This is a genomic window from Mucilaginibacter sp. P4_A11 (assembly GCF_056402535.1).
This window is the reverse complement of sequence record NZ_JBFUHE010000004.1, coordinates 96,546-122,311: the sequence shown is the minus strand read 5'-3', so window position 1 is coordinate 122,311 and position 25,766 is coordinate 96,546. Positions and strand designations below refer to the sequence as shown.

Here is a 25,766-nt window from a genome sequence, read left to right as displayed (position 1 = left end):
TGTAGTATGAGCGGATAGCCCGGCCGCAGGAACGCCCATATTCTGAACATGGATTTGGGTGGATTTTTCGGATGTACAGGATTTTTTTGTCTGAACTCAAATTTGGGGGAATTAAAGAATGAGACAGAATGCTTAGTGAATTCAATAAATTCCCTTAATTCAATAAATTCGAGTTCAGACAACCCCACCCAAAAATAAATCTCCAAAACCCTGCATAATATATTAATCCTGTTATATTTGATTTGCATATAAACCAAACTCATTCCTGTGATTTGGGTTATCTAATAACACCCTAACAGGTTATCTATTATCATGGCCAAAAAAACAACTAAAACCGAAACTCCCTTACCGGAAGCAAAGCCTGTAAAGGAAAAAAAAGCCGTCACTAAGGTCAAAGCCGATAAAGTAACGCCTGAAACAGGAACCCCGGAACCTAAAAAAGCAGATAAAACAAAAACAGTAGCTGCCGAAAAGCCTGCTGCCGAAAAAAAAGCTGCCCCGGCTAAAGCAAAAACAGTTGCTGCCGAAAAGCCTGCTGCTGTTAAAAAAACAGCGCCAGTTAAAGCGGAAAAAGCCGAAAAGGCCGTTGAAACTGCACCTGCACAGCCAGTAACGCTTAAAGCCGTTGAGCCATATAGCCGCCTTACCGATTTTGATATCAGTTTATTTAAATCGGGCAAGCATTATAAGCTGTACGAAAAACTGGGCTCGCATGTGGTGGAATACCAGGGTGTTGTTGGTACTTACTTTGCTGTTTGGGCGCCCAACGCACAATACGTGGCAGTAATAGGTAATTTCAACGGCTGGAACCGCGGTTCGCACAGCTTAAATGCCCGCTGGGATTCGTCTGGCATTTGGGAGGGGTTTATACCTAACGTTGGTGTTGGCGAAACCTATAAATACTATATCAAATCATCAACAGGCGAAGACCTGGAGAAAAGCGATCCTTTTGCCCTGCGCTGGGAACTGCCTCCACGTACCGCCTCAATAGTTGCCGATACTTTTTACGAGTGGAAAGATCAGGACTGGATGCAGAACCGTCATGAGCATAACGCGCTTGACAGGCCGTACTCAGTTTATGAAGTTCACCTGGGTTCGTGGGCCCGTAGCCCGGAAAGCCCTGACGAGTTTTTGACCTATACACAGCTGGCCGAAAAAATGGTGCCTTATGTAAAGGAAATGGGCTTTACGCATGTGGAGTTTATGCCGATCATGGAGCACCCGTATTACCCAAGCTGGGGTTACCAGGTAAGCGGTTATTTTGCAGCGGCATCACGTTATGGCACGCCGCAGGAGCTCATGTACCTGATTGAAGAGTTTCATAAAGCGGGTATTGGCGTGATACTGGATTGGGTGCCTTCGCATTTTCCGGGGGATATTCATGCACTTTACAAGTTTGACGGTACGCACCTTTACGAGCATGCCGACGCCCGCAAAGGTTTTCACCCCGACTGGAAATCATATATTTTTAACTACGGCCGTAACGAGGTTAGGGCATTCCTGATCAGTAATGCGCTGTTCTGGCTCGACAGGTACCATGCCGACGGTTTACGTGTGGATGCGGTAGCGTCGATGCTTTACCTTGATTATTCGCGCAAGCATGGCGAATGGGAAGCCAATATGTATGGCGGTAACGAAAACCTCGAAGCCATATCCTTCCTGAAAGAATTTAACGAAGCTGTTTACAGTAATTTCCCGTCAACGCAAACTATAGCCGAAGAGTCTACCTCGTTTACGGGTGTTAGTCGCCCGGTTTATTTGGGTGGTTTAGGCTTTGGTATGAAGTGGATGATGGGCTGGATGCATGACACTATCGATTACTTTCATGAAGATCCTATTCACCGTAAATACCACCATAATGAGGTAACTTTCAGCACCATATACGCCTTTACCGAAAACTTTATGCTGCCTTTCTCGCACGATGAGGTGGTTTACGGCAAAGGAAGTATGCTGCGCAAAATGCCCGGCGATGAATGGAGGCAATTTGCCAACCTGAGGCTGATGTACGGTTATATGTTTACACACCCCGGCTCAAAACTGCTGTTTATGGGCGGCGAGTTTGGGCAGGGTGAGGAATGGAATTTTGGCCAGTCGTTACAGTGGCATGTGCTGCAATATCCAAATCACCAGGGCATTAGCGAAACGGTTAAAGCACTGAACCATTTATACCGTGAAGAACCTGCTTTGTACGAAAAAGCGTTTTCGCACCAGGGCTTTGAATGGGTAGACGGCGGCAATGCCAATGATTCCATACTGGTATACCGCCGTATGGGGCACGACAGTAAAAACGACCTGATGATCATCCTGAACATGACCCCGGTTATCCGCAGGGATTACAGGATAGGCGTACCTGCTGCCGGTAAATGGAAAGAGATCTTCAACTCGGATAACAATAAATACTGGGGCAGTGGTATCATCAACTATGAGCCTGTAAACAGTGATCCGGTGAGCTGGCATGGTAAAGGTCAGTCTATTAAAATTACCATACCGCCGCTTGCCGCTGTTGTATTTAAACTGGCACCCGATGTGCCGGCTAAATATGAATTGAAAAGGTAAGCTGGCTTTACAAGACTTACGAAGTTTTAAAAACTTCGTAAGTCTGATATAAATTGAGTGCAGTGGGACTGTCATATTGAATGTTTAAATCTGGCGAACTCTGAATGTGAAATGACATTAACCAAAGAGGGCCTGTCACCCTGAGCCTGTCGGAGGGTCGCGCGCAGAGGCCTGCCCACCATGCTTCGACAGGCTCAGCATGACACCCATTTATGAGGTGCCGAAACAAGTTCATCATGACGTTGTTGTTAAATGTGTAATTGCATATGAACCCCAAATTCAAATATCTTTATCTAATAGGCGGCATAGTTGCCAGCATATTGCTTATTGTGCAAATAATAACTACTTACCCTAAACCCAATACAGTAGGGGTGATATTGGGTGCACTGCCCGCTTTGGCCTTGTTTTACCTGTCGTACAAGGCTTATCATGTTAAAAAGGATAATGAGTTGATGTGAGGTAGCCTCATAATATGTTGTTTCCCCTCATCGCGAGGAACAAAACATACCCTCTCCACCCGTCATTGCGAGGTACAACCTTTCCCGAATTTGCTTCGGGAAAGCATGACCTCTCCACCCGTCATTGCGAGGCACGAAGCAATCCCCAATGAGCAGAGGGGCTTTGCCAGTCGCCCTGTAGAGTTCGCGATTGCTTCGTGCCTCGCAATGACGGGTTTGTGAAAGGCTATTTAAATGCGCCCTGTAGAGTTCGCGATTGCTTTCCCGAAGCAAATTCGGGACAGGCAGTACCTCGCAATGACGCGTTTTTAACCTTCGTCCGTCCGTCACTCTGTGCCTGATCCTTTCTGAACTGCCTGGACAAGATGAACAAAGCACAGGTAGCCTACCTTCCCTACTCCCGATCAAAACTGCACAGTAGCTGTAACGAAAACGCACATAGTAACAAGGGTTTGGTTTGTTAATATGCTGTATGTCAATATGTTTTGTGTTTGGCATTATTTTGCCTAAAACAATGTACAGTAAAAAGCATATCCATGTTTCGTAATTATCTGAAAACTGCCTGGCGCAATTTGCTGCGCAACCAATCAACCGCCTTTATCAATATTGGCGGATTAAGCCTCGGCATGGCCGTTGCGCTCATTATTGGCCTGTGGATCAACGATGAATTATCGTTTAACCGGTACCATCAAAATTATGACCGGATTGCGCAGGTGATGCAAAGTCGTGCAAATAATGGGGAAACAAGCACTTCAGATATGGTGCCCCTGCCTTTAACCAATGCTTTAAGCACAACTTATGGCAACAATTTTAAATACGTAGTTCAGGCTTCCGGGGTATGGCAGCATATCCTCAGTGTGGGCGATAAGCATCTTACCATGACCGGGAGTTATATACAGGCACAAATGCCCGATATGCTTACACTGCACATGATCAGCGGAACGCGGGCTGGATTAAAAGATCCTTCTTCTGTTTTGCTGACGGAAACAAGTGCAAAGGCGCTTTTCGGAAACACCGATGCAACCGGCAGGATATTGAAACTGGATAACAAAATGACCGTTAAGGTTGGCGGTGTTTACCGTGATTTGCCCGCCAACACAACTTTCAGCAACCTGGCTTTTATGGCCGCCTGGGATTTATACAAAATTGCCGATCCGAACCTTATGAAGTCAGCCGGGGACTGGGGTAACAATTCCTATGATCTTTTTGTACAGCTGAAGGATGGTGTGGATCTGAACCAGGTATCGGCACAGATCAAAGAGGTTAAGCTAAGAAATGTGGATGCGGAAAGTGCTAAACTTAAACCGGTGATCCTGCTGCACCCCATGAGCAAATGGCACTTATATGCCGAATTTAAGAATGGGATTAACACCGGCGGGGCTGTTGCCTATGTATGGCTTTTTGGTGTTATTGGCGTATTTGTGCTGCTTTTGGCCTGTATCAACTTTATGAACCTGAGTACTGCACGCAGCGAAAAGCGGGCCCGGGAGGTTGGCGTAAGGAAAGCAGTAGGTTCATTGCGCGGGCAGTTGATCATTCAGTTCTATACCGAATCTATTTTGCTGGCTTTGCTGTCTTTTGTGCTTTCGCTGGTGATAGTTGAATTTGCCTTACCTTATTTTAACCAGGTTGCCGATAAATCGCTCATTATTTTATGGCACAGCCCAATGTTTTGGGGTGCCGGGCTTGTTTTTACTTTACTTACGGGTATTTTAGCCGGAAGTTACCCTGCTTTATACCTTTCAGGTTTTCAGCCGGTAATGGTATTGAAAGGTACATTTAGGGCGGGTAAAATGGCCGCATTGCCGCGGCAGGTACTGGTTGTAGTGCAGTTTTGTGTATCTATTATATTGATCATCGGTACACTGGTTATTTTTCGGCAGGTGCGTTACTCACAAAGCCGGGAGGTAGGCTATAACCGGGAGGGATTGATTTCGATGGAGATGTACTCGGCCGCTATCCACAACCATTTTCAGTCTTTCCGGAATGATTTGCTGAACAGCGGTGCAGTTGTAGATGTTGCCGAATCAGGCAGCCCTACCACTGGCATTTACAATACCGTAGGCGGGTTAAAATGGACCGGTAAGAACCCGAGCATGAACGATGAATTTGCAATGGTTGGCGCCAGCATGCCATACGGAAAAACGGTTGACTGGAAATTGATTGAAGGCAGGGGTTTTTCATCTGCGTTTCCGTCAGATTCTTCGGCTATTATCCTTAATGAGGCTGCTGTTCATTACATGAACCTGAAAGATCCGGTAGGGCAAACTATCGATTGGTGGGGGAGAAAATACCATGTGGTTGGCGTGATAAAAAACATGGTGATGCAGTCGCCTTATGAACCGGTTAAGCAAAGTATCTTTTTTATCAATAAAGATGCAGGTAACTTCCTTAATATCCGCCTTAACCCTAAACAAAACCTGCAGGCAGCCCTTAACAGCGTTGCCACCATATGGAAAAACTACGTTCCGGAGGAGCCTTTCGACTTTAAATTTGCCGACCTGGAATACCAGAAGAAGTTTGATGCCGAGAAAAAAGTAGGTTCCCTGTCCAGCCTGTTTACCGGTTTGGCTATCCTGATCAGCTGCCTCGGGTTGTTTGGTATGGCCGTATTTATGGCCGAGCAGCGTACCAAAGAGATAGGGGTGCGTAAGGTACTCGGTGCTTCGGTGCTTAACCTCTGGTTGCTCCTATGCCGCGATTTTGTGGTGCTTATCATTGTATCTGTGCTCATCGCAGCCCCGGTTGCAGGCTTTATTATGCACGGCTGGCTACAGCATTACAGTTACCATATTGATCTTTCTGTTTGGTTATTTGTAGAAACAGCCGCAGGGGCGTTTGCACTTACCTTATTGACAGTTAGTTACCAAAGCATTAAAGCCGCGCTTGCAAACCCGGTAAAGAGTTTACGTTCGGGCGAGTAGGTTTTGGAGGCTAAAGGCTTTATTTTCAGGATGATACGTAGATGGTACAAGTAGCTCCCGCACTGGCAACCACTGAAACGGGTGGGAGGCTATGCTCTCTCCACCCGTCATTGCGAGGCACGAAGCAATCCCCAATGAGCAGAGGGGCCTTGCATATTCACCCTGTACAGTTCGCGATTGCTTCGTGCCTCGCAATGACGGGTTTGTGAAAGGCTATTCATATTCGCCCTGTACAGTTCGCGATTGCTTCGTACCTCGCAATGACGGGTTTGTGAGCGGCTATTCAAGTGCGCCGTGTGTAGTTCGCGATTGCTTCGTACCTCGCAATGACGTGTTTGTGAAAGGCTATTCAAGTGCACCCTGTACAGTTCGCGATCGCTTCGTACTCGCAATGACGGGTTTTTAACAGTCGCCCGTCCGTCTCCCTGTGCCCAACCCTTTTTTAATTGCCTGGACAGCGAACAGTAATGCATTTCTAATGTAGAGGGGCACAAGTAAGCCCCGCACCACCAACCACACAATATTTGCGCCAGGGAAGATTACCTTTCACCTTTAACCTTTCTCCCATAACCGCACAATCACTGTGCGAAAACGAACACTTTCGTAGATGGTGGTTTTGTATAATTTATTGACTATCAATTATTTATAAGTATGGCTCGTAATTGGCTAATTATCAGGTATAAACCGTACAATTATGCTTAAAAATTACCTGCTGGTTGCTTTTAGAAACCTCTCTAAAAACAAAGCTTTCTCCGCTATCAATATAGTAGGGTTGGCAATTGGCATGGCTGCTTGCCTGCTCATTTTACAATACGTTAGTTTTGAACTGAGCTACGATGATTTCCACACCAATAAAGACCGGGTTTTCCGCATCAATCAGGATAGGTATAACAACGGTAAGTTAAGCACCCAATGGGCAGGGGGAGCGTTTGCGCCGGGTTCGGCCTTTAAAACCGAGCTTCCCGAAATTGAGGAATATGTGAAAATTTTAGGTGCCGGCCAAACCATTGCTACCTACAAAGAGCAGAAAATGGTGATCCAGAACGTATATTATGTAAGCGAGGCTTTTTTCAAAACGTTTACTTTCCCGCTGATAAATGGCGACCCCAACACGGCGCTTAAAGAACCCAACACCGCGGTAATTACCCGGCAAATAGCCGATAAACTTTTTCCCGGTGTAAATCCGGTTGGGCAAACCTTGTATGTCAATACAGATAAGCCGCTAAAAATTACAGGCGTAATGAATAATATGCCTGCCAATACGCACATGAATTTTGATATCATGCAATCGTATGTTACACTGCTTAAAGAAAATCCGCCTAATAAAGATTTCAATATTGATAATGCCTGGCTCAACGACGGCTGCACCACTTACCTGTTGCTAAAACCGGGCGTTGATCCGCGTAAGTTGGAGGGCAAGTTTATTCCGATAGTGAAAAAGGCTTATGACAAGTACCCCGGCTCGGGCGAAGGGGGCGTTTACACCCTGCAGCCCGTAAACGACATCCACCTGTACTCCAACCGCATGCTGGAATTTCAGCCCAATGGCGATGGCAAATCGGTATACCTGCTTTTGGGCATTGCCATTTTTGTGATCATCATTGCCTGGATCAATTATATCAACCTGGCAACTGCCCGCGGTATTGGCAGGGCTAAAGAAGTTGGGGTACGTAAAACCCTTGGTTCGGCAAAGGGGCAGCTAATTACCCAGTTTATGTTAGAGGCCATGATGCTTAACGCTATGGCTATCGGGCTTGCACTGCTCATCATTATGGCCTGCCTGCCTGCATTTGCCAATATCTCGGGCATACAAATGGGTTTCACCTTGTTTACCAAAGCAGCTTTCTGGCTGGCTGTTTTAGGGATCTTTGTGTTAGGCTCGTTCTTCAGCGGTTTTTACCCGGCTATTGTGCTATCGGCCTTCAGGCCGGTTGAAGTGATGAAAGGTAAGATCCTGGCATCCCCGCGGGGAGTGATATTGCGTAAGGCAATGGTGGTGTTCCAGTTTGCTGCCTCGATATTTTTGCTGATAGGATCGCTTACCGTATTCAGGCAGCTTAAATATATGCAAAGCCAAAAGTTAGGGGTTAAAATAGATCAAACCCTGGTGATCAAAGCGCCGCTGATTAAGGTAGATTCGTTTTACCGCAGCATGAGCTCCTTTAAGCACGAATGCCTGGCGCAATCTGCCGTTAGAAGTGTAACGGTATCAACCTCTATCCCCGGCGAACCCGTGCAATGGAATGCCGGCGGTATTAAGCTGGTAGGCTCCGATCAAAGCACAGGGAAGCAATACCGGATCATTGGTGCCGATTATGATTACCTGAACGCTTACGATATTAAACTGGTAGCAGGTCGTAAGTTCTCTAAAGAGTTTGGCGATGAACCGCACAGCGTAGTGTTTAGCAAAAAGGGTGTTGAGCAATTGGGCTTTAGCAAACCTGCTGATGCCCTGGGCAAACGCATTGATTTTTGGGGACAGGTTTATACCATAGTAGGCGTTGCCGATAACTTCCACCAGCAATCCCTGCATGATGCTTATGATGCCATCATCTTCCGTTGTATCCCCGACGTGCGGGGGCAAGTATCAATAAAGGTAAGCACCACCAATATGCCCCAAACCATTGCCGATTTGAAGAAAACCTGGGCCGCCTTCTTCCCCGGCGACCAGTTTGACTATTTCTTTTTAGACCAATTTTTTAACAAGCAATACAAAACCGATCAGCGTTTTGGGCAGGTGTTTGGTGTATTTACCGGCATCGCCATTTTTGTGGCCTGCCTGGGCTTATTTGGCCTGGTATCGTACACCATTGTACAGCGCACTAAAGAGATCGGGATCCGTAAGGTGCTGGGCGCTTCGGTAAATAGTATTTTAAGGTTGTTGTATAAAGATTTCGCCCTGCTGGTGGTAGTGTCGTTCGTGATCTCGGCACCGATAGGCTGGTATGCTATCAGTAAATGGCTGCAAACGTATGCCTTCAGGATGGATATTAATCCTTTCCTGTTTGTTATACCGTTTTTATTGGTGATGTTAATTGCTTTTGCAACGGTATCGTTTTTAAGTGTAAAAGCAGCATTGATGAACCCGGTGAAGAGTTTGAAAACGGAGTAGGCAAGTTAAATATATAAAACCTGCATGCTCAAGTGTTGCTTGAGCAAAAACAATACCGGGAGCGTCCATGCTCCCGGTATTGTTTTGTAAGTATAGTAAGCGTGGATGCTACCTTGAAATGGTTCATGTGTTATTGCTAAGCGTGCAATAGCCAAGTTTATTGCTCATTAAATATTTGCGTTTGGCTGTTAGCTCGCTACGGTGTTATCCCATCGATACCCCTCCGGATGTGTCATTATCCTTCCCCTCAAACATTTAGCTCATATTAGGTGTTATTCATGCACTACTATCAATCCAAAGCCCTGCAATTTACCTGCTTAATATTAAACCCATTTATAGATTATGTGGTTTGGTGGTAATCCATTGGCTTAAAAGATGTTATAACCTGCACTTTACTTAACTCACGATTGCTTTACATGCGAATTTGGTTATCATGATATCATCTTCATTTACTTTTCAATCCCATAAGAAATGCCCGCCGATGTTGCAAAAATCCATAAAAGAAATACCATCTGTCCCGGGTGCAGGAGTATATCAACTAAAATAATCCCAAAGGAAAGGCTGGTGAGATTAGTTTTTTGGTGGATGCCTGTAAAACGATATCTCTGCGCAAATTGCAAGCATAAATTTTATACCAAGGAATAGTGAAGTACCAACAACTTCTTTATCTTTTATTTAATCGGTATTAGCTAAAACAAATTGTGATTCAAGCGGTTGCTTAAATATACAATACTTAAAGCAGGGCATAAACCAACAAGCCTTGTTTGCATTAAAGATAGTCATTAAGTTAAACAGTGATTTTATCTATCTTTTCGTTACCGCTAATTTATTGCCACTCTCTGCTTCGGTAATAATTTCGTTTCCACATTATTCAAGATTATTAAAATGGTAAAGAACAACTATGCCCGCTATTTTCGTGTGTTTAAAAATGATACCGTAGTAACAGAAATTTCTACAAATGATTTCAGGAGATTAAAATTCAGGCCTGTAAAGGAGAACTGGCTCATCGGCGATACAACAGAAGTACTTGGCACTATTGCCGGTATGACATATGCTCTGCCTGTTAACGGTCCATTATTTTATGGATACACTACCCGTTCTAAAGCAATGGAAATGGCCAAGGCAGGTGCGCTCAATTATATTGATAAGCTTATAGATGAGGGAGCCGCCGGGGAAGAAACATTACTACAGTACCGTCGCGACCATTATGAAGATCTGCATATTAACCTGGTGTATGATATGATAGAAAATGAGAAAAGAACTGAAAGAGGTGAGGGTGAAATTATTATACCCCAATATGTGCCTTTATGGTTTTAACTATCAACGCCGGTTCGTCCAGCATCAAATTCGGGCTATACGAAGAGGAGGCCAACCCCGAAAAAACATTTGGCGGCCAAATAAGCAGGATTGGATTGCACGGTTCAAGGCTTAGCTATACCAATTTTAAAACAAATCACAGTGCTGATACCGAATCAAAATCAACGGATTACGTTTCGGCAGTCACTTTCCTGGTAAGCTGGCTTGAAAAACAGATCAATTTCAACGAAATAAATGCAATAGGGCACCGTGTAGTACAGGGTATGGCGCATACCAAACCTGCCATAATCAGTATGGAACTGCTAAATGAACTAAAGCTTATTATTCCTTATGACCCTGATCACTTACCCGTTGAGATCGCACTGATAGAAGCATTCCAAAAATATCACCCGCGGATATCACAATACGCTTGCTTTGACACTGATTTTCACGCAGGCATGCCACGGGTAGCCCAACTCCTGCCCATACCACGCCGTTTTGATCAGCGTGGCATCCGTCGTTACGGATTTCATGGTCTGTCATACAGCTATTTAATGCAGGAGCTGGAAAGCCAGGTTGGTAAACAGGCGCTTATGGTTCGTATAATCCTTGCGCACCTGGGTAATGGCGCCAGTGTTACTGCTGTTTATGATGGAAAAAGTATGGATACCAGTATGGGTTTCACCCCGGCGGGCGGCGTGCCAATGGGTACCCGCTCGGGCGACCTCGATCCCGGAGTAGCCTGGCTCATGATCCAAACCGAAAATCTCTCGGCCGAAAAGTTCAATCACCTTATTAATCACGAATCGGGAATGCTGGGCATTTCTCAGACTACCGGTGACATGAACGACCTGCTTAAGCAGCAACATACAGATATCCGCTCGGCAGAGGCTGTAGCATTATTTTGTTACCAGGTAAAAAAATGGATTGGTGCTTATGCCGCTGTTTTAGGCGGTGTAGATATCCTTGTGTTTTCAGGTGGTATAGGCGAAAATTCACCCGAAATAAGAACGAGAATTTGTGAGGGTCTTGAATTTTTGGGCATAAGCCTCGATGCCTCTCAAAATTATGAAAATGCGTCCCTGATCTCTGTAAACGAAAGCAGGGTTATGGTAAGGGTTCTGCCCACCAACGAAGAATTAATGATAGCACAGATCGTAAGCAAAATGCTTATTCATAAACAACTATTAGAATCATAAGACATGAATGTTACCGAAGATATCATCATAGAAGAGCAAACACCGCTTACTGCGGAGATGTTAAATAAAATTAACGCCTATTGGCGCGCAGCTAATTACCTTTCGGTTGGTCAGCTTTACCTTCGAGGCAACCCCCTGTTAAAAGAGCCGTTGAAATTAACGCATATTAAAAACATGCTGCTGGGGCATTGGGGCACAACACCCGGGCAAAATTTTATTTATACGCATCTCAACAATATTATCAAAAAGTATGACTTGAACATGCTGTATATTTCCGGTCCCGGGCACGGTGGTCCGGCTGTGGTTGCCGGGACATACCTGGAAGGAACCTACAGTGAGGTTTATCCGGAAATTACACAGGACGAAGAGGGTATGAAGAAGCTTTTTACGCAATTTTCATATCCGGGTGGCATCTCCAGTCATGCATCACCTCAAACGCCCGGTTCTATACATGAGGGTGGAGAACTCGGGTATTCACTCAGCCATGCTTTTGGGGCGGTATTGGATAATCCTGATCTGATAGTTGCCTGCGTGGTAGGTGATGGCGAGGCCGAAACCGGGCCTTTGGCTACTGCCTGGCATTCCAATAAATTTCTGAACCCACTGGCAGATGGTGCTGTTTTGCCTATCCTGCACCTTAACGGGTACAAAATCTCCAACCCGACAATTTTAGCCCGGATTTCGGGCGAAGAGCTTGAACAGCTGTTTCGGGGATATGGTTATGTGCCCATTTTTGTGGAAGGCTCGGAACCGGAGCTAATGCACCAGGCCATGGCGGCAGCTCTGGAGCAAGCCATGCACCTGCTTAAACAGATAAAATATAACGCTTATGAACATCCAAACAGTGTACACTCTAAATGGCCCATGATCATACTAAGATCGCCAAAAGGGTGGACTGGGCCGCAGGAAGTTGACGGGTATAAGATAGAAGGTACATTCAGGTCGCACCAGATCCCGTTGTCGGTTTCCGCGGCAGATCCTGAAAGTCATCTTCAAATGTTGGAAAACTGGATGAAGAGCTATAAACCCGAAGAACTGTTTGATTTAAATGGCAGATTGATGCCGGAACTGGCTGATCTGGCCCCCAAATGCGACAGCCGGATGGGCTCCAATCCTCATGCCAACGGTGGTTTATTGCTGAAACCCCTACGGATGCCGGGATTTATGACTTATGCGGTGGCTGTTCCTGAACCAGGGGTAAAAGGCGAAGGCGATGTTCATGTAGCCGGGCGTTTTCTGCGCGATGTTATTAAACAGAACCCCGCTAATTTCCGGATCTTCGGCCCGGATGAAACCGTATCCAATAGGTTGGAGGCCGTTTTTGAAATTACCAACAGGCAATGGAATACCGAAATAAAGGATAATGATGAATACCTTGCCCCGACAGGCCGTGTCATGGAAATGCTAAGCGAGCATCAATGCGAAGGCTGGCTGGAAGGTTACCTGCTTACTGGCAGGCATGGCGTTTTCAACTGTTACGAGGCATTTATCCACATTGTAGATTCGATGTTTAACCAACATGCCAAATGGTTGAAAACGACGCGGGAAATCCCATGGAGAACAAAAATAGCATCATTGAACATTCTGCTTACCTCAACAGTGTGGCGCCAGGACCATAACGGTTTTACCCACCAGGACCCTGGCTTTATTGATCATGTAATCAATAAAAAATCAGAGATTGTAAGAGTGTATCTTCCGCCCGATGCCAATTGCCTGCTTTCTGTTATGGATCATTGCCTCCGCAGTTATCATTATGTAAACGTGATCATCGCGGGCAAGCACCCTTCGCCACAGTGGCTTGATATGGATGAGGCGGTTGAACATTGCACGCGGGGTATAGGTATCTGGGACTGGGCCAGTAATGACCAGCAGTGTGATCCCGATGTTGTGATGGCCTGTAGCGGCGATGTGCCTACATTGGAGACGCTGGCCGCAGTATCCATACTAAAAGAACATTTGCCCGAAATAAAGATAAGGGTAGTAAATGTAGTTGACCTTTTAAAACTGGAAAGGCAATCAGAGCATCCGCACGGCTTAAACGATCATGATTTTGATGAGCTTTTTACCACGGGCAAGCCGGTTATTTTCGCCTTTCATGGTTACCCCTGGTTGATTCACCGTTTAACTTACAACCGTACCAACAACCCCAATATCCATGTGCGGGGTTATAAAGAAGAAGGAACCATAACAACTTCCTTTGATATGACTGTTTTGAATGAAATGGACAGGTTTCACCTGGTTATCGATGTAATTGACCGGCTGCCACAAACCGGTAGTAAAGGCACTTACCTGAAACAAAAACTACAGGATAAGTTAGTTGAGCATAAACAATACATTAATGCCCATGGTGAGGATATGCCGGAGATCAGGAACTGGGTGTGGGCAAATTAGAAGATTAATAAAAAATAAAGATCTGAAAACATTCAGATCTTTATTTTTATATTAAAAATTACCCTGAAATGCGATTACGTGAACAAGCACAAGCCCGAAACCATCAATATCATACTGTAAAAAAGATGCTGAATTTGCTCCCTTTTCCGGGTTCGCTTTCAACCTCAATTTTACCACCCGTAGCATCAACGATCTTTTTTATCAGGTAAAGCCCTATTCCCTGGCCCTCAATATCCTTATTAATGCGGCGGTACATCCTGAATATAAAATCAATGCGCCCCTGCTCAATGCCTATACCGTTATCCTCAACGGTTAGTACTACAAATTTTTCATCCAGCCTGCTTTTGATTGTAATTACAGGTGCGCGTTCGTCATGATGAAATTTAATAGCGTTGGTTATCAGGTTAAGCAGGATACTTCTTAAATACTTTTTCGGAAAGCGGATCCAGGGCTGTTCAAAATTAACTATAAAGGTAGCATTGGTTGATTTGATACGCTCGGATATAATTTCTGTAGTCTCCCTGAAAATATCAGCCAGGTTTTCTGGCGCTTCGGGTTCCAGCAGTTCTGATTCCATCAGGCCTATTTTGGCCAAATCGGCTATCACAGCTTTAAATGTGATGATACAGGAGTTCATCAGTTCTGAAAGCTCAATTATATCGGGGTCTTCCATGTCAATTTTGGTGTTGAGCGTATCCAGCACCATTTCAATGTTCACTATTGGCGCGTTCAGGTCATGTGAAGCGCTGTATACGAAATTGTTAAGATCGGCATTAATCCTTAACAGCCTTTTATTACTGATATCCAGTTCATGCAGTATCTGTTTCAGTTCGGTGATATCATAAAAGCTCACTATAGCCCCATCGGTTTCCTGGCTGTTTTGCCTTACGTAGGGCATGGTCATTACCTGGTACACCCGCCCGTCTGATGATTCTGCCTCCCGGGTGATGGTTTCGCCGGTAATTATCACCTCACGGATGTCTTCTATCAGCGTTGTGAGTTTAATATTTGTGGTAATATTACTTAATGGCCTGCCAATATCGCTTTCGCGGATGTTAATGTGTTTAACTGTACCCGGCGAATATTTTTTTAGCAATAATTGTTTATCAACAAATAATTGCCCGTTCATATTACTGCGGAAATAGTTATTCAGATCATCATTTGATTCGGTAAGTTCGGTATTGGTTACCTGGTATTCTTTATTTACGGTTTGCAATTCTTCATTTACAGATTGCAGCTCTTCATTGGTGCTCTGCATCTCTTCATTTGCCGATTGCATCTCTTCATTTGCCGATTGTAATTCTTCGTTGAACGATTGCATATTTTCGTTCGAAGACTCTATGCGCTCGTAAGCAACAGTTAACTTATGCCGGGTTTCGGCAAGTTCCCGCTCCAGATCTAAAAGATGATCTTTGGTAAGCTGGTCAATATTTGTTTCTCTGATCGGGGCCTGCGCCGTTGGGGTACTGTTATTATCCATAAACAGGATTAGCAAAAATGGGGCTTCAGATCTGTCTTTAACGATAGGTTTAAATATAACATCAACCATGCGGCTTTTTTCGTTGGCCTTCCCTTCAAAAAGCAAATCATTTAACACCAGTTTTTCATTTTGCTTCAGCGCTTTAAATGCCGCTGCCCTAAAGGATATTGCCAGGGTTTGGGGCAGCAATTCGTTAAGATTGAAATTGAAGTTCTTGTTCTGAAGATAAAAAGAGGTATCGCCAAAAGCCTGAAAAACCCTTAAATTTTGATCTGTGCATACACCGCATAGGCCTGATTCTTCTACGATTGCAACATTGATAAGATCAGCCAGCGCGATGGGCGATGAGCTGATGGATGATTTTTTGCTTACTTCCATAGTGGTTGTTTTCAGCTCTTCAAGTACAGGGGATGAAAAGGAGTCGAATTTGATGCCGCGGCTATTTTTATTGCTCTTTAAAATATTCCATTTGTTGCTGATCTCAGTAAAATCTTCCTTTAAGATGGCAGCGTTCTCGCTTGGGCCCAGAAAAAGGTATCCGCCTTTTTTAAGGCCGAAATGCATCATGGTAAATATCTTCTTTTGTAAAAAAACATTCATGTAAATGAGCAGGTTTCGGCAGCTTATAAGGTCAACGTTACAATAAGGCGGGTTTTTAACCAAATCATGCTGGGCAAAAATGAGCATCTTCCTGATGTCGTGTTTGATTTTGTAAGTGTTTCCTTCCCTGTTAAAAAAGTTCTGCAATCTTTCATCCGATACATCCTTTTCTACCGATTCGGAATACACCCCTTTCGATGCAATATCTAAAGCCGCGCGGTTAATATCGGTTGCAAATATTTTCACCTCCAGCGTTAAATTTACTTTAAGCAAATACTCTTTAACCAGGATAGCCAGCGAGTACGCTTCCTCGCCGGTGGCACAGCCTGCCACCCATATTTTTAGCACATTGTTTTTAGCCTCATTAACCAAATCGGGTATAACTGTTTTTTGAATAATTGTGTAGGCATCAATATCCCTGAAAAATGAGGTAACGCCTATTAAAAAATCGGTGGCCAGCTGCTCTATTTCAACAGGGTTGTTTAGCAAAAACTGGTAATATTTATCAACCCGGCTAAAGTTATATTGGATCATGCGCCTTTTGATGCGGCGTAAAATAGTAGGGCGCTTATAATCGGTAAAATCAACGGGCAGGTTCCCTTTAATAAGGTTTAAAATAGCCAGCAGTTTATCTTCTGTTATATTTTCACTTTTATCATCAAGCAGCATATCAAAAATGCCGTCTTTCACATAATCCTCAATAAGCTGTGGCATAGCCTCCGGCGAAATAACAATGTCAACGCCGGTTGCTATACTTGCAAGTGGCATCTCCGTAAAATTTGCCGTAGCGGGGTCCTGAACAATCACCAGGCCTCCGGCACTTTTAATAGCTTCGCAGCCTTTTGCCCCATCGTTGCCGGTGCCCGATAATATAATACCAATAGCCTTGTTGCCCCGCTCCCGGGCCAGTGACATAAAAAAATGATCAATTGTCATGTGAGGGCGTTGTTTATCTTTTTTATCAGATAAAATCAGCCGCCCATCTTCAATTGTCATGAATTTTGAACTGGGGATGAGGTATATTTTGTTAGTGTCGACGTCAATATCGTCGGTAACATCAACTATTTGCAATTTGCTGTGCGGTGCAAGTATTTGTGCCATCTGGCTTTTAAAGCCCGGAGCAAGATGCTGGATCAGTATATATGAAACCGCGTCAAGGGGCGTGTAATCAAAAAAAGCTGCTATGGCTTCAAGCCCACCGGCCGAGGCTCCTATGGCTATAATGTATTGTTTGTCGCTGACTTTAGCCATAACCTGTTTTTTAATAAAAGTGGGAGGAAATGAGGGATGGGTGCTATATCAAATGTAACATATATTTATCAATTATATTTTTAATAAAAGCCGGAGGGTTGTTGTGCCATGTACCAATGTTACTTCGGCATGAAGTTAATATATGCCCTTTTCAGGCAAACATTTACAATCTCCTGTTGGTTGGCTGTTTACAGCATATCAACAAATTGCGTACTTTGCTTTATGTCTGTTTTAACTGCACCCGAAAAAACCGTTATTCCTACTTTTACCCTGCAACAAAACAACGAGCGGGGTAATACCATGATAGACGTGCGCCAAGCAGCACAGCACTGCGGCGAATTCAGGCTTGATCCTGCATTTCTGACGCCTCACCGTAAAGACTATTATATGTTTGTGCTGGTTAAACACGGCGCTAACCGGCACTGGATAGATTTTGTGCCTTATACCGTAAAGCCCGATACTTTTTACTTTACCGTACCTCACCAGGTTCATTTAAAAGAGCATTCCGAACCTACAGAAGGCATTATGGCCTGCTTTACCGATGAGTTTTTGCAGCTGGAAGATAACCGCATACTCCAGCAGCTCCCCATTATCCAAAACCCTGCTGCCGCTCATGAAATACAGCTTAGCCCTGCCGATCTTACTTTTATAGAAGATACCATGCACAAAATGCTGGTTGAGTTTAATGCCGATGGTACCTGGCGCAACCAGATGCTTACCTCGTGGCTGCGGGTACTGGTGATATACCTGAGCAGGCTGTATAGCGAGCAGTATAATGAAACCTGCATCACCCTAAACTATTGCCTGCTTAAAAGTTTTCAGGCGCTTATTGGCGAGCATTACGCTACCCAGCATGATGTTGCCGCCTACGCCGAAAAGCTGAACCTGACACCCGGGCACCTCACCGATGTTATTAAACAACAAAGTGGTAAAACGGCTATCACCCACATTCATGAGCGATTGATTGTTGAAGCCAAACGCCGCCTGCTGCATACCGAACTATCGGTAAAGCAAATAGCCGATGAACTTGGGTTTGAGGATGCGGCTTACTTTAACCGCTTTTTTAAACGCCTTACCGATACTACGCCTATAGCCTTCAGAATGCAAATCCGGGAAATGTACAGTTAATGCCCTGCTATGTGCAGCGGGATAAATACCGGGCCTCCATAGCTTTGTGTTATGGAAAAACAAACAGTATTAATAACCGGCGCCAATAAAGGTATCGGTTTGGAAAGTGCCCGCCAGCTGGCTCAGGCCGGTTACTACATTTACCTGGGCAGTCGTGATCAGGATAGGGGCAAAAAAGCCGTTGAACAGCTTAAAGCCGAAGGTTTAAATGATGTTGAACTATTGCTGATAGATGTTACCAACGAGGCATCGGTACAAAAAGCCCATGATGAACTCGCAGCCAAAATCAGTCATCTGGATGTGCTTATCAATAATGCCGGGATCCCCGGTGCATTCCCGCAGAAAGCTGATACCGTAAGCGATGATACCATGAAGGAGGTTTTTGAAGTGAACTTTTTCGGCGTGATCCGCACGGTGCGCATCTTTATCGATCTGGTTAAAAAGTCGCCAAACCCAAGGATTGTGAACGTAACATCCGATCTGGGTTCGTTAACCTACCATAACAACCCTAACTGGGAGCATTACGAGGTGAAGTCGGCAGCTTACGGTCCGTCGAAAACAGCGCTGAACGCTTACACCGTTGCCCTGGCTTACGACCTTAAAGACCAGGTTAAAGTAAACATGGTAAACCCCGGCTACACCAACACCGAATTTAACGGCAACCGCGGCCCCAAACCGGTAGAAGACGGCGCAGCACCAATAGTTAAATACGCCATGATAGGCCCCGATGGCCCCACAGGCAAATACTTCAGCGATTACGGCGAAAGCCCGTGGTAGGGGGATAGAGTCAAGAAGTCAAGAAGTCAAGAATCAAGAGACAAGAAGTCAAGATTTGAGAGTCAGGAAGTCAAGATTTGAGAGTCAAGAAGTCAAGAGGCAAGAAGTCAAGATGTAAGAATCAAGATTTAGGAAGAGAAACATCGTCCCTCACCACCCGTCATTGCGAGGTACGAAGCAATCGCGAACTGTACAGGTCGGCCCTGCTAATCGGGGATTGCTTGCCGGTTCACCGTCCCTAACCACCCGTCATTGCGAGGCACTGCCTCGCAATGACGGGATGTAGATTAACTTATTGATGGGGGCGTTGCGTTGGCTATTGTGTCCTCCACTCCGAAGGATCGTAATAGTTTTTAAGCGCCATATTACGTTGTACCCAGGTGGTTCCACTTCTGGTAAACAAATAAACATTCATATCACCATCCCCAATTACAAAATTAGCACGGGATGTTTCCCTTCGTCTGATTTCAACCGTGTCCCATTTTGTAAGTAAATTAACCTGGGTGGTTGATAATATCCTGTCGGGATAGATATCATAATTCTTTGTCACTTTTGAATAATAATAAGAGAGATGATGTTTGCCAACAACAATTTCTCCGAAATAGTTTGCACTATCCCACCGATAACCGTTCACAAATAAAACCGTATCCGCTTTTTCGCTGATGATTGTATCCATCTGTGAGCTGTTGATGGCATGATCCCTTAATTTTTGCCATGCCATTGCGCCGGGAGTTTTGCCATTTCTTTGCTGATAATCAGCAATTCTCCTGCTCAGTTTTTTTAACTCTGATCTTGACAACGTATTTGCCGATAAAAGCAATACGATTATGAAAAGTGCAGGAATTTTCATGGGTATATAAACGGGTTAATCGAATTGTTTTTTAATATGCTAATGCTCCACAATTAGTATCCGGGCCGCCCCGGAGGTTACTCCTGCTACATATACCGGTTCTAAATCTTTCCAATATCCGGCGTTTCCTCCAAGTGAACCGGCTACATAAAGGCTGTTATTGTAAAAGCATGCGGAACCCGAGCCTGTATAAGAATCGGCGTGTACCGAATTTGATAGGGGAGTAACACCGTTTTTCCAGTACAAATAGTGAAACATGTTGCTATTAAAGTATGGATCGGTATTAACATCAGTAGCCGCAACATACACATCTTTACCGTTAACAGCGATACCTGTAACATGCGCGGTGTTAAAATATGGGGCACTGGGGTTAATAAGAGAATCGGCAGCGCCCTGATTTTTCCATACAAGCCCTACACGATATTTGGAACTTGAACCGGCCCCGGCCACGTAAATGTCGTTACCCTGAACAGCAATCGCATCTGCTTCAGCATACTTACCGTTAGATAGCTGTATAGGGCTGCCATTTTTCCATAAAATAGCGTCACGTATTGCGTAATTGCGCTGTATATAGCCTGCTACATAAACATCATTGCCATGCAGCGCCATACTACCTGAACCTGCATATTGGCTTCCGTCGGTCAGTTCTTTTTTTACGCCGTTTTTCCAAACAGTTGGTTTATATACACTGTTGGTACCGTTGAAAAAGGCAACGTCGGCAAGTATGTATACGTCATTACCACTAACAACCAAATCCTTTGGGTACGATATTTCTGAGGCCTCTTCTTCGTATATGGTAATGCCATTTTTCCAACACATGTAAGCAGGGCCTTTTTGACGATATATACTGCCTAAGGTGTAAACATCATCACCCTGTACAGCGATAGCCACCAGGGCCGAATACTGTCCCGCTGTGCCGATCTTCACCATTTCACCATTTTTCCAGTACACGGCTTCGCTGTTGAAAGAGCCGGCTAAATAAATATCTGTTACTTTGGGTTTTACGGGTTTACTATCTTTTTTACAAGATGTAACGATGAAAATTAACAGTAAAAAGAATAAGGTATTAGGTTTCATTTTAATAAAATTAAATGGCAAGCTTCAATTGCCGATGCGCCGCCTTTAAAATACACAATTCATCGTAATATTAATCGGGTGACAACCCTTTTTTCGCTAATTGGTTAAGTTAATCCGTTCACATGCAGCGCGTACTGTAAATATCAGATCCCCGCTTTTGCCGCCCGTCATTGTGGGGAAGTGGCGGGTAATTGCTATGTAAGTACCCCTGTACAGTTCGCGGTTCACAAGCCCTCACCACCCGTCATTGCGAGGCACGAAGCAATCCCCGACTTACAGAGGCGCTATGCAGGTACCGCTGTAAAGTTCGCGATTGCTTGCCGGTTCGCAAGCCCTCACCACCCGTCATTGCGAGGCACGAAGCAATCCCCGACTTACAGAGGCGCTATGCAAGTACCCCTGTAAGTTCGCGATTGCTTCGTGCCTCGCAATGACGTGATGGAGAGACATCCTGTTGATTTGCCGGCGTTCCTTAATCTGTAAAAGCCGCCCCCGTCCGTCCGTCACCCTGTGCCCACCATCCCCAAAAATGGTCGGACAATCACCATACCTTCCAACTTTTTTCAAATAATTTCTTTATTTATAAAGAAATTTCTGTATAATTGTATCGAAAATAAACCTCGGGGGATTTTGTCCCTTTTAGCTCCGTCCACAGCTCGTCCATAAATACCTGGACTCACCTTTGTGGACGGACGCACACAAAGCATAGCAATTGCACAGGCAGTTACCGGTAAGGTAACGGTCAAGGCCCCTTATATAAATAGGCTATTGGAGGGGTATTTTTAAAAATCCTGCGGATTTGGTTTGTAGTGAGCAGTTGATTGGGTGAGTGGTTGCTTGTTTGAGTTGATTAAGTGAGTAGTTGATTGGGTGAGTAGTTGTCTTTTTAGGTTGATTAAGTGAGTAGTTGATTGGGTGAATGGTTTTGCTTGTTTAGCGAATAGCTAACTACTCACCTAATCAACCCAATCAACCACTCACTAAAAATTAACCACTCACCTAATCAACTCAATCAACCACTCACTAAAAATTAACCACTCACCTAATCAACTCAATCAACCACTCACTAAAACACAACCACTCACTAAAAATTAACCACTCACTTAATCAACTCAATCAACCATTCACCAAACAAAAAAAATGATAGATCAACAACTAAACAACAGCGGTACCCGCATTAATGCCGACGTACTGGCACAACAAAGCCTGCAACAGATGCAGCAGCAACACCTACCCCAAAATAACGATGACGTGCTCATGGTACGCCATGCCGATCATTGGATGGCTCAGGCACACGAAAGGGCAGTGCCTTTAATGCTTTTCGGCAAGTTTTGGCACCAGGGCGAAGTATGTATCCTGTTTGCCGATAGTAACCTGGGCAAAAGCATAGTAGCCGTACAGGTTGCCGATGGTATAAGCAGGGGTACAGGTGCTTATCCTTTTGATGTTGAAGCACCTGCACAACCTGTTTTATACTGCGATTTTGAGCTTACCGATAAGCAGTTTGAAGCCCGCTATTCGGTAGAATACGAGTATCATTACAGCTTCGGCAACAACTTTTACCGTGCCGAGCTGAACCCCGATATTGAACTGAGCGAGGAGTTTACCGATTTCGACGATTACCTGATCTACTCGCTCGAGCGTTCGGTGCTGCAAACCGGGGCAAAGGTTTTGGTTATTGATAACCTAACCTATCTGCGTAACGAAACCGAACGTGCCAAAGATGCCCTGCCATTAATGAAACAGCTTAAGGCGCTTAAAAACAAGTACAACCTAAGCATCCTGGTATTGGCCCACACCCCAAAGCGTGATATGACACTGCCCATAACCCGCAACGATTTGCAGGGCAGTAAAATGCTCATGAACTTTTGCGATAGCGCCTTTGCCATTGGCGAAAGCAAAGCCGATGTAAACATGCGTTACCTTAAACAAATAAAGCAGCGCAATACCGAGCAGCTATACGGCGAAGAGAATGTTTGCCTTTGCCAGATAGGTAAGCCCTACAATTTTTTAAAGTACGAGTTTATTGGCTTTGGCAAGGAGTGGGAGCAGCTAACCCGCCAAACCGATCCCGAACAGGAGCGGCTGATGGCCGATGCCAGTGCATTTAAGCAACAGGGTTTAACCTTAAGGCAGATAGGGCAAAAGATGGGCATATCGCACCAAAAAGCCGATAGGCTGATCAAAGCTTACGCCAAACTAAACGCAAAAGAATAAACGCGGGCGCTGTCGGTGTCGTCCGTCCGTCGGCAGGTGTCACTCTGCTTTTTTTGGGGATGGACGAGGGGAGGAGGAGATTCAGGACATCAAGAGGCAGGAAGCAAGACTTTATCCATCTTCCTCACCACCACGTCATTGCGAGGCACGAAGCAATCGCGAATAAGCAGAGCGGCTGTGCAAGGCCGCATCACCCCTTACCACCTCACCACCACGTCATTGCGAGGAACGAAGCAATCGCACGGAAGCCGAGCCGCTATGCAGATCCTCCCTGTACAGTTCGCGGTTGCTTTCCCGAAGCAAATTCGGGACAGGCAGTGCCTCGCAATGACGGCATTATAAAACCACTTATTACATGAAATACCACTTACAACCTTACCAGGGTATGCAATCGCGCTATAGTTGCCCGGTTTGCAATCATCACAAATGCTTTGTACGCTATATTGATACCGAAACCGGGCAGCACCTTGCCCCGCATGTGGGCCGCTGCGGCAGGGAGGAAAAATGCGGCTACCACTTAAAACCCCGCGATTACTTTGCAACACAGCCAGGCCATGTGAACAACCAAAGTAAGCCTTACCAGCCCAAACGGAGGCCCTACATGCCCGGTAAAAGCCCTGCCAAGCCAGTCCCCAAACCGGTTATTGACGCCGAAGTTGAAGCCAAATACATTATCCATACCGATACGGTATCCTCCACATTAACCGACTACCGGAATAACAATTTTGTGCAGTACCTGATCAATCGTTTCGGCAGGGATATAACGCAGGCGGCTATAAAACGCTACCACATAGGCACGCATAAGCATTGGTCCGGTGCCTGTGTTTTTTGGCAATACGATACCGAAGGCGATGTACGTACAGGCAAAATAATGCTGTATAACAAGGAAACCGGCAAGCGGGTAAAACAACCTTTTAACCACATTACCTGGGTACATACCCTGCTGATAAAGGAGCTGCCGGCTGATAACAAGCCTCCCGTTTTTACCCTGCAACAATGCCTGTTTGGCGAGCATTTGCTACCCGCCAATCCCGCAATGCCCGTAGCCATTGTTGAAAGCGAAAAAACGGCCATCATAGCCAGCGCCCTTATTCCTGATTTTGTGTGGCTGGCCAGCGGTAGCCTGCAAGGGCTAAACCCCGCCAAATGCGCCGTGTTAAAAGGCCGGAAGGTTATGTTGTTCCCCGATGCCAATGGTTACGATAAATGGAAGCTGAAAGCCCGTGAGCTGCACGAGGCCATGCCCGATACAGTCTTCACCGTCTCGACGGTGCTTGAAACTATAGCTACCGAAGAGGACAGGCTGAATGGGATTGATATTGGGGATGTGGTGGGGTGGTAGGGGATTGTCCGCTTGGTGTCTGTAAGTACAGTGGCACAGGGTTACGGACGGACACTCACCATCACGTCATTGCGAGGTACGAAGCAATCGCGAACTGTACAGGGGGGGCCATAAAAGTTCACCTTGCCCCTCCACCACGTCATTGCGAGGTACGAAGCAATCGCGAACTGTACAGAGCGAACTTGCTTAAAAGTCACGAGTACGCCACGCTTTTCCCTACGCTGCATACTCGCGCCAGTTGGGGAGGTACGAAGCAATCGCGAACTGTACAGGGGGACTGTGCAAATCCTGCCCGCTTCACCACCATGTCATTGCGAGGTACGAAGCAATCGCGAATATGCAGAGGGACTATGCAAATCCTGCTTGCTTCCCCACCACGTCATTGCGAGGCACGAAGCAATCGCGAACTGTACAGAGCGAACTTGCTTAAAAGTCACGAGTACGCCACGCTTTTCCCTACGCTGCATACTCGCGCCAGTTGGGGGGGTGGTGAGGAATTTTAATGATTAATCCTTTATTAAATCATCATACAAATCCTTCCATTCAGGATTTAGCTCTTCGACAAGCCTAACCTTCATTTGCCTATTCCCGCCTTTCATGGCTTTTTCGGCAGCAATCGCTTCCTCTATGTGAGGATAAAATAGATAGTAAACTAACTTATTACAATTGTATTTAGCCGTAAAGCTTTGGGGATAGGTTTTGTTTTTGTGGTCGGATATTCTATTTATGATATCGGATGTTACACCGGTGTATAGTACGGAGTTATTTTTATTGGTAATGATGTAAACACATCCGCCGCGTTGCATAACCATGAGCGTAATATTAAGGAAGATTTGCGTGTTTAAGAAGTTGGTTTTAAAAAAAAAGACGTCATTGCGAGGTACGAAGCAATCGCACGGAAGCTGAGGGGCTATGCAAATCCACCCTGCAGAGTTCGCGATTGCTTCGTGCCTTATAATGACGGGTGGTGAGGCGATGTCGGCTATGCAAATCCACCCTGCAGAGTTCGCGATTGCTTCGTGCCTCGCAATGACGGGGTGGGTTGGGCGGCTTTGCAGGTTCGCCCTGTACAGTTCGCGATTGCTTCGTGCCTCGCAATGACGTGGTG

15 protein-coding genes are annotated in these 25,766 nt (G+C 45.3%); 11 read left to right on the top strand and 4 right to left on the bottom strand.

Annotated features, from left to right (window positions below):
* Nucleotides 1-312: 312 nt before the first annotated feature.
* From glgB to AC1DUD_RS09655, 7 genes are all read left to right on the top strand, one after another.
* Nucleotides 313-2,556: a 1,4-alpha-glucan branching protein GlgB gene (glgB, locus tag AC1DUD_RS09685; RefSeq protein ID WP_477374035.1), complete on the top strand. Its 2,244-nt coding sequence runs from the start codon at nucleotides 313-315 to the stop codon at nucleotides 2,554-2,556.
* A gap of 266 nt (nucleotides 2,557-2,822) precedes the next feature.
* Nucleotides 2,823-3,014, top strand: coding sequence for a hypothetical protein (locus tag AC1DUD_RS09680; RefSeq protein ID WP_477374033.1), 192 nt, complete (start codon nucleotides 2,823-2,825; stop codon nucleotides 3,012-3,014).
* Between the two features lie 536 nt (nucleotides 3,015-3,550).
* On the top strand, nucleotides 3,551-5,938 hold the full coding sequence (locus AC1DUD_RS09675) for an ABC transporter permease (RefSeq protein WP_477374031.1): 2,388 nt from the start codon (nucleotides 3,551-3,553) through the stop codon (nucleotides 5,936-5,938).
* 694 nt (nucleotides 5,939-6,632) lie between these two features.
* Entirely contained in the window at nucleotides 6,633-9,050 is a 2,418-nt protein-coding gene (locus tag AC1DUD_RS09670) for an ABC transporter permease (protein ID WP_477374028.1), read from the top strand.
* An 885-nt stretch (nucleotides 9,051-9,935) separates the two neighbouring features.
* Nucleotides 9,936-10,367, top strand: a complete 432-nt coding sequence (locus tag AC1DUD_RS09665) for a hypothetical protein (RefSeq protein WP_477374026.1) — start codon at nucleotides 9,936-9,938, stop codon at nucleotides 10,365-10,367.
* Complete coding sequence (locus AC1DUD_RS09660) at nucleotides 10,358-11,545, top strand: acetate/propionate family kinase (RefSeq protein ID WP_477374024.1); 1,188 nt, start codon at nucleotides 10,358-10,360, stop codon at nucleotides 11,543-11,545. The genes AC1DUD_RS09665 and AC1DUD_RS09660 overlap by 10 nt, the downstream gene beginning before the upstream one ends.
* A gap of 3 nt (nucleotides 11,546-11,548) precedes the next feature.
* Nucleotides 11,549-13,936: a phosphoketolase family protein gene (locus AC1DUD_RS09655; RefSeq protein WP_477374022.1), complete on the top strand. Its 2,388-nt coding sequence runs from the start codon at nucleotides 11,549-11,551 to the stop codon at nucleotides 13,934-13,936.
* Between the two features lie 109 nt (nucleotides 13,937-14,045).
* Here the strand turns inward: AC1DUD_RS09655 and AC1DUD_RS09650 are convergent, their stop codons facing one another.
* Nucleotides 14,046-17,267, bottom strand: a complete 3,222-nt coding sequence (locus tag AC1DUD_RS09650) for a CheR family methyltransferase (protein WP_477374020.1) — start codon at nucleotides 17,265-17,267, stop codon at nucleotides 14,046-14,048.
* A 222-nt stretch (nucleotides 17,268-17,489) separates the two neighbouring features.
* On the opposite strand from AC1DUD_RS09650, the gene AC1DUD_RS09645 reads away from it, so the two are divergent.
* Both AC1DUD_RS09645 and AC1DUD_RS09640 read left to right on the top strand, forming a co-directional pair.
* On the top strand, nucleotides 17,490-18,395 hold the full coding sequence (locus AC1DUD_RS09645) for a helix-turn-helix domain-containing protein (RefSeq protein ID WP_477374018.1): 906 nt from the start codon (nucleotides 17,490-17,492) through the stop codon (nucleotides 18,393-18,395).
* Between the two features lie 51 nt (nucleotides 18,396-18,446).
* The gene (locus tag AC1DUD_RS09640; protein WP_477374016.1) at nucleotides 18,447-19,172 is read left to right on the top strand and encodes an SDR family oxidoreductase; all 726 of its coding nucleotides are present in this window, start codon (nucleotides 18,447-18,449) and stop codon (nucleotides 19,170-19,172) included.
* Nucleotides 19,173-19,488: 316 nt separating this feature from the next.
* Here AC1DUD_RS09640 and AC1DUD_RS09635 read toward each other — a convergent pair whose 3' ends face one another.
* Nucleotides 19,489-20,022 (bottom strand): hypothetical protein, encoded by a 534-nt coding sequence (locus AC1DUD_RS09635; RefSeq protein ID WP_477374014.1) that lies wholly within the window; start codon nucleotides 20,020-20,022, stop codon nucleotides 19,489-19,491.
* Nucleotides 20,023-20,061: 39 nt separating this feature from the next.
* Nucleotides 20,062-21,099: a hypothetical protein gene (locus AC1DUD_RS09630; RefSeq protein ID WP_477374012.1), complete on the bottom strand. Its 1,038-nt coding sequence runs from the start codon at nucleotides 21,097-21,099 to the stop codon at nucleotides 20,062-20,064.
* A gap of 1,140 nt (nucleotides 21,100-22,239) precedes the next feature.
* Here AC1DUD_RS09630 and AC1DUD_RS09625 point away from each other — a divergent pair.
* Together AC1DUD_RS09625 and AC1DUD_RS09620 are read left to right on the top strand one after the other, a co-directional pair.
* Nucleotides 22,240-23,316, top strand: a complete 1,077-nt coding sequence (locus tag AC1DUD_RS09625; protein ID WP_477374010.1) for an AAA family ATPase — start codon at nucleotides 22,240-22,242, stop codon at nucleotides 23,314-23,316.
* Nucleotides 23,317-23,671: 355 nt separating this feature from the next.
* The gene (locus AC1DUD_RS09620; RefSeq protein ID WP_477374008.1) at nucleotides 23,672-24,658 is read left to right on the top strand and encodes a DUF6371 domain-containing protein; all 987 of its coding nucleotides are present in this window, start codon (nucleotides 23,672-23,674) and stop codon (nucleotides 24,656-24,658) included.
* Between the two features lie 506 nt (nucleotides 24,659-25,164).
* On the opposite strand, the gene AC1DUD_RS09615 is transcribed toward AC1DUD_RS09620, so the two are convergent.
* On the bottom strand, nucleotides 25,165-25,470 hold the full coding sequence (locus AC1DUD_RS09615) for a GIY-YIG nuclease family protein (RefSeq protein WP_477374006.1): 306 nt from the start codon (nucleotides 25,468-25,470) through the stop codon (nucleotides 25,165-25,167).
* Nucleotides 25,471-25,766: the final 296 nt, after the last annotated feature.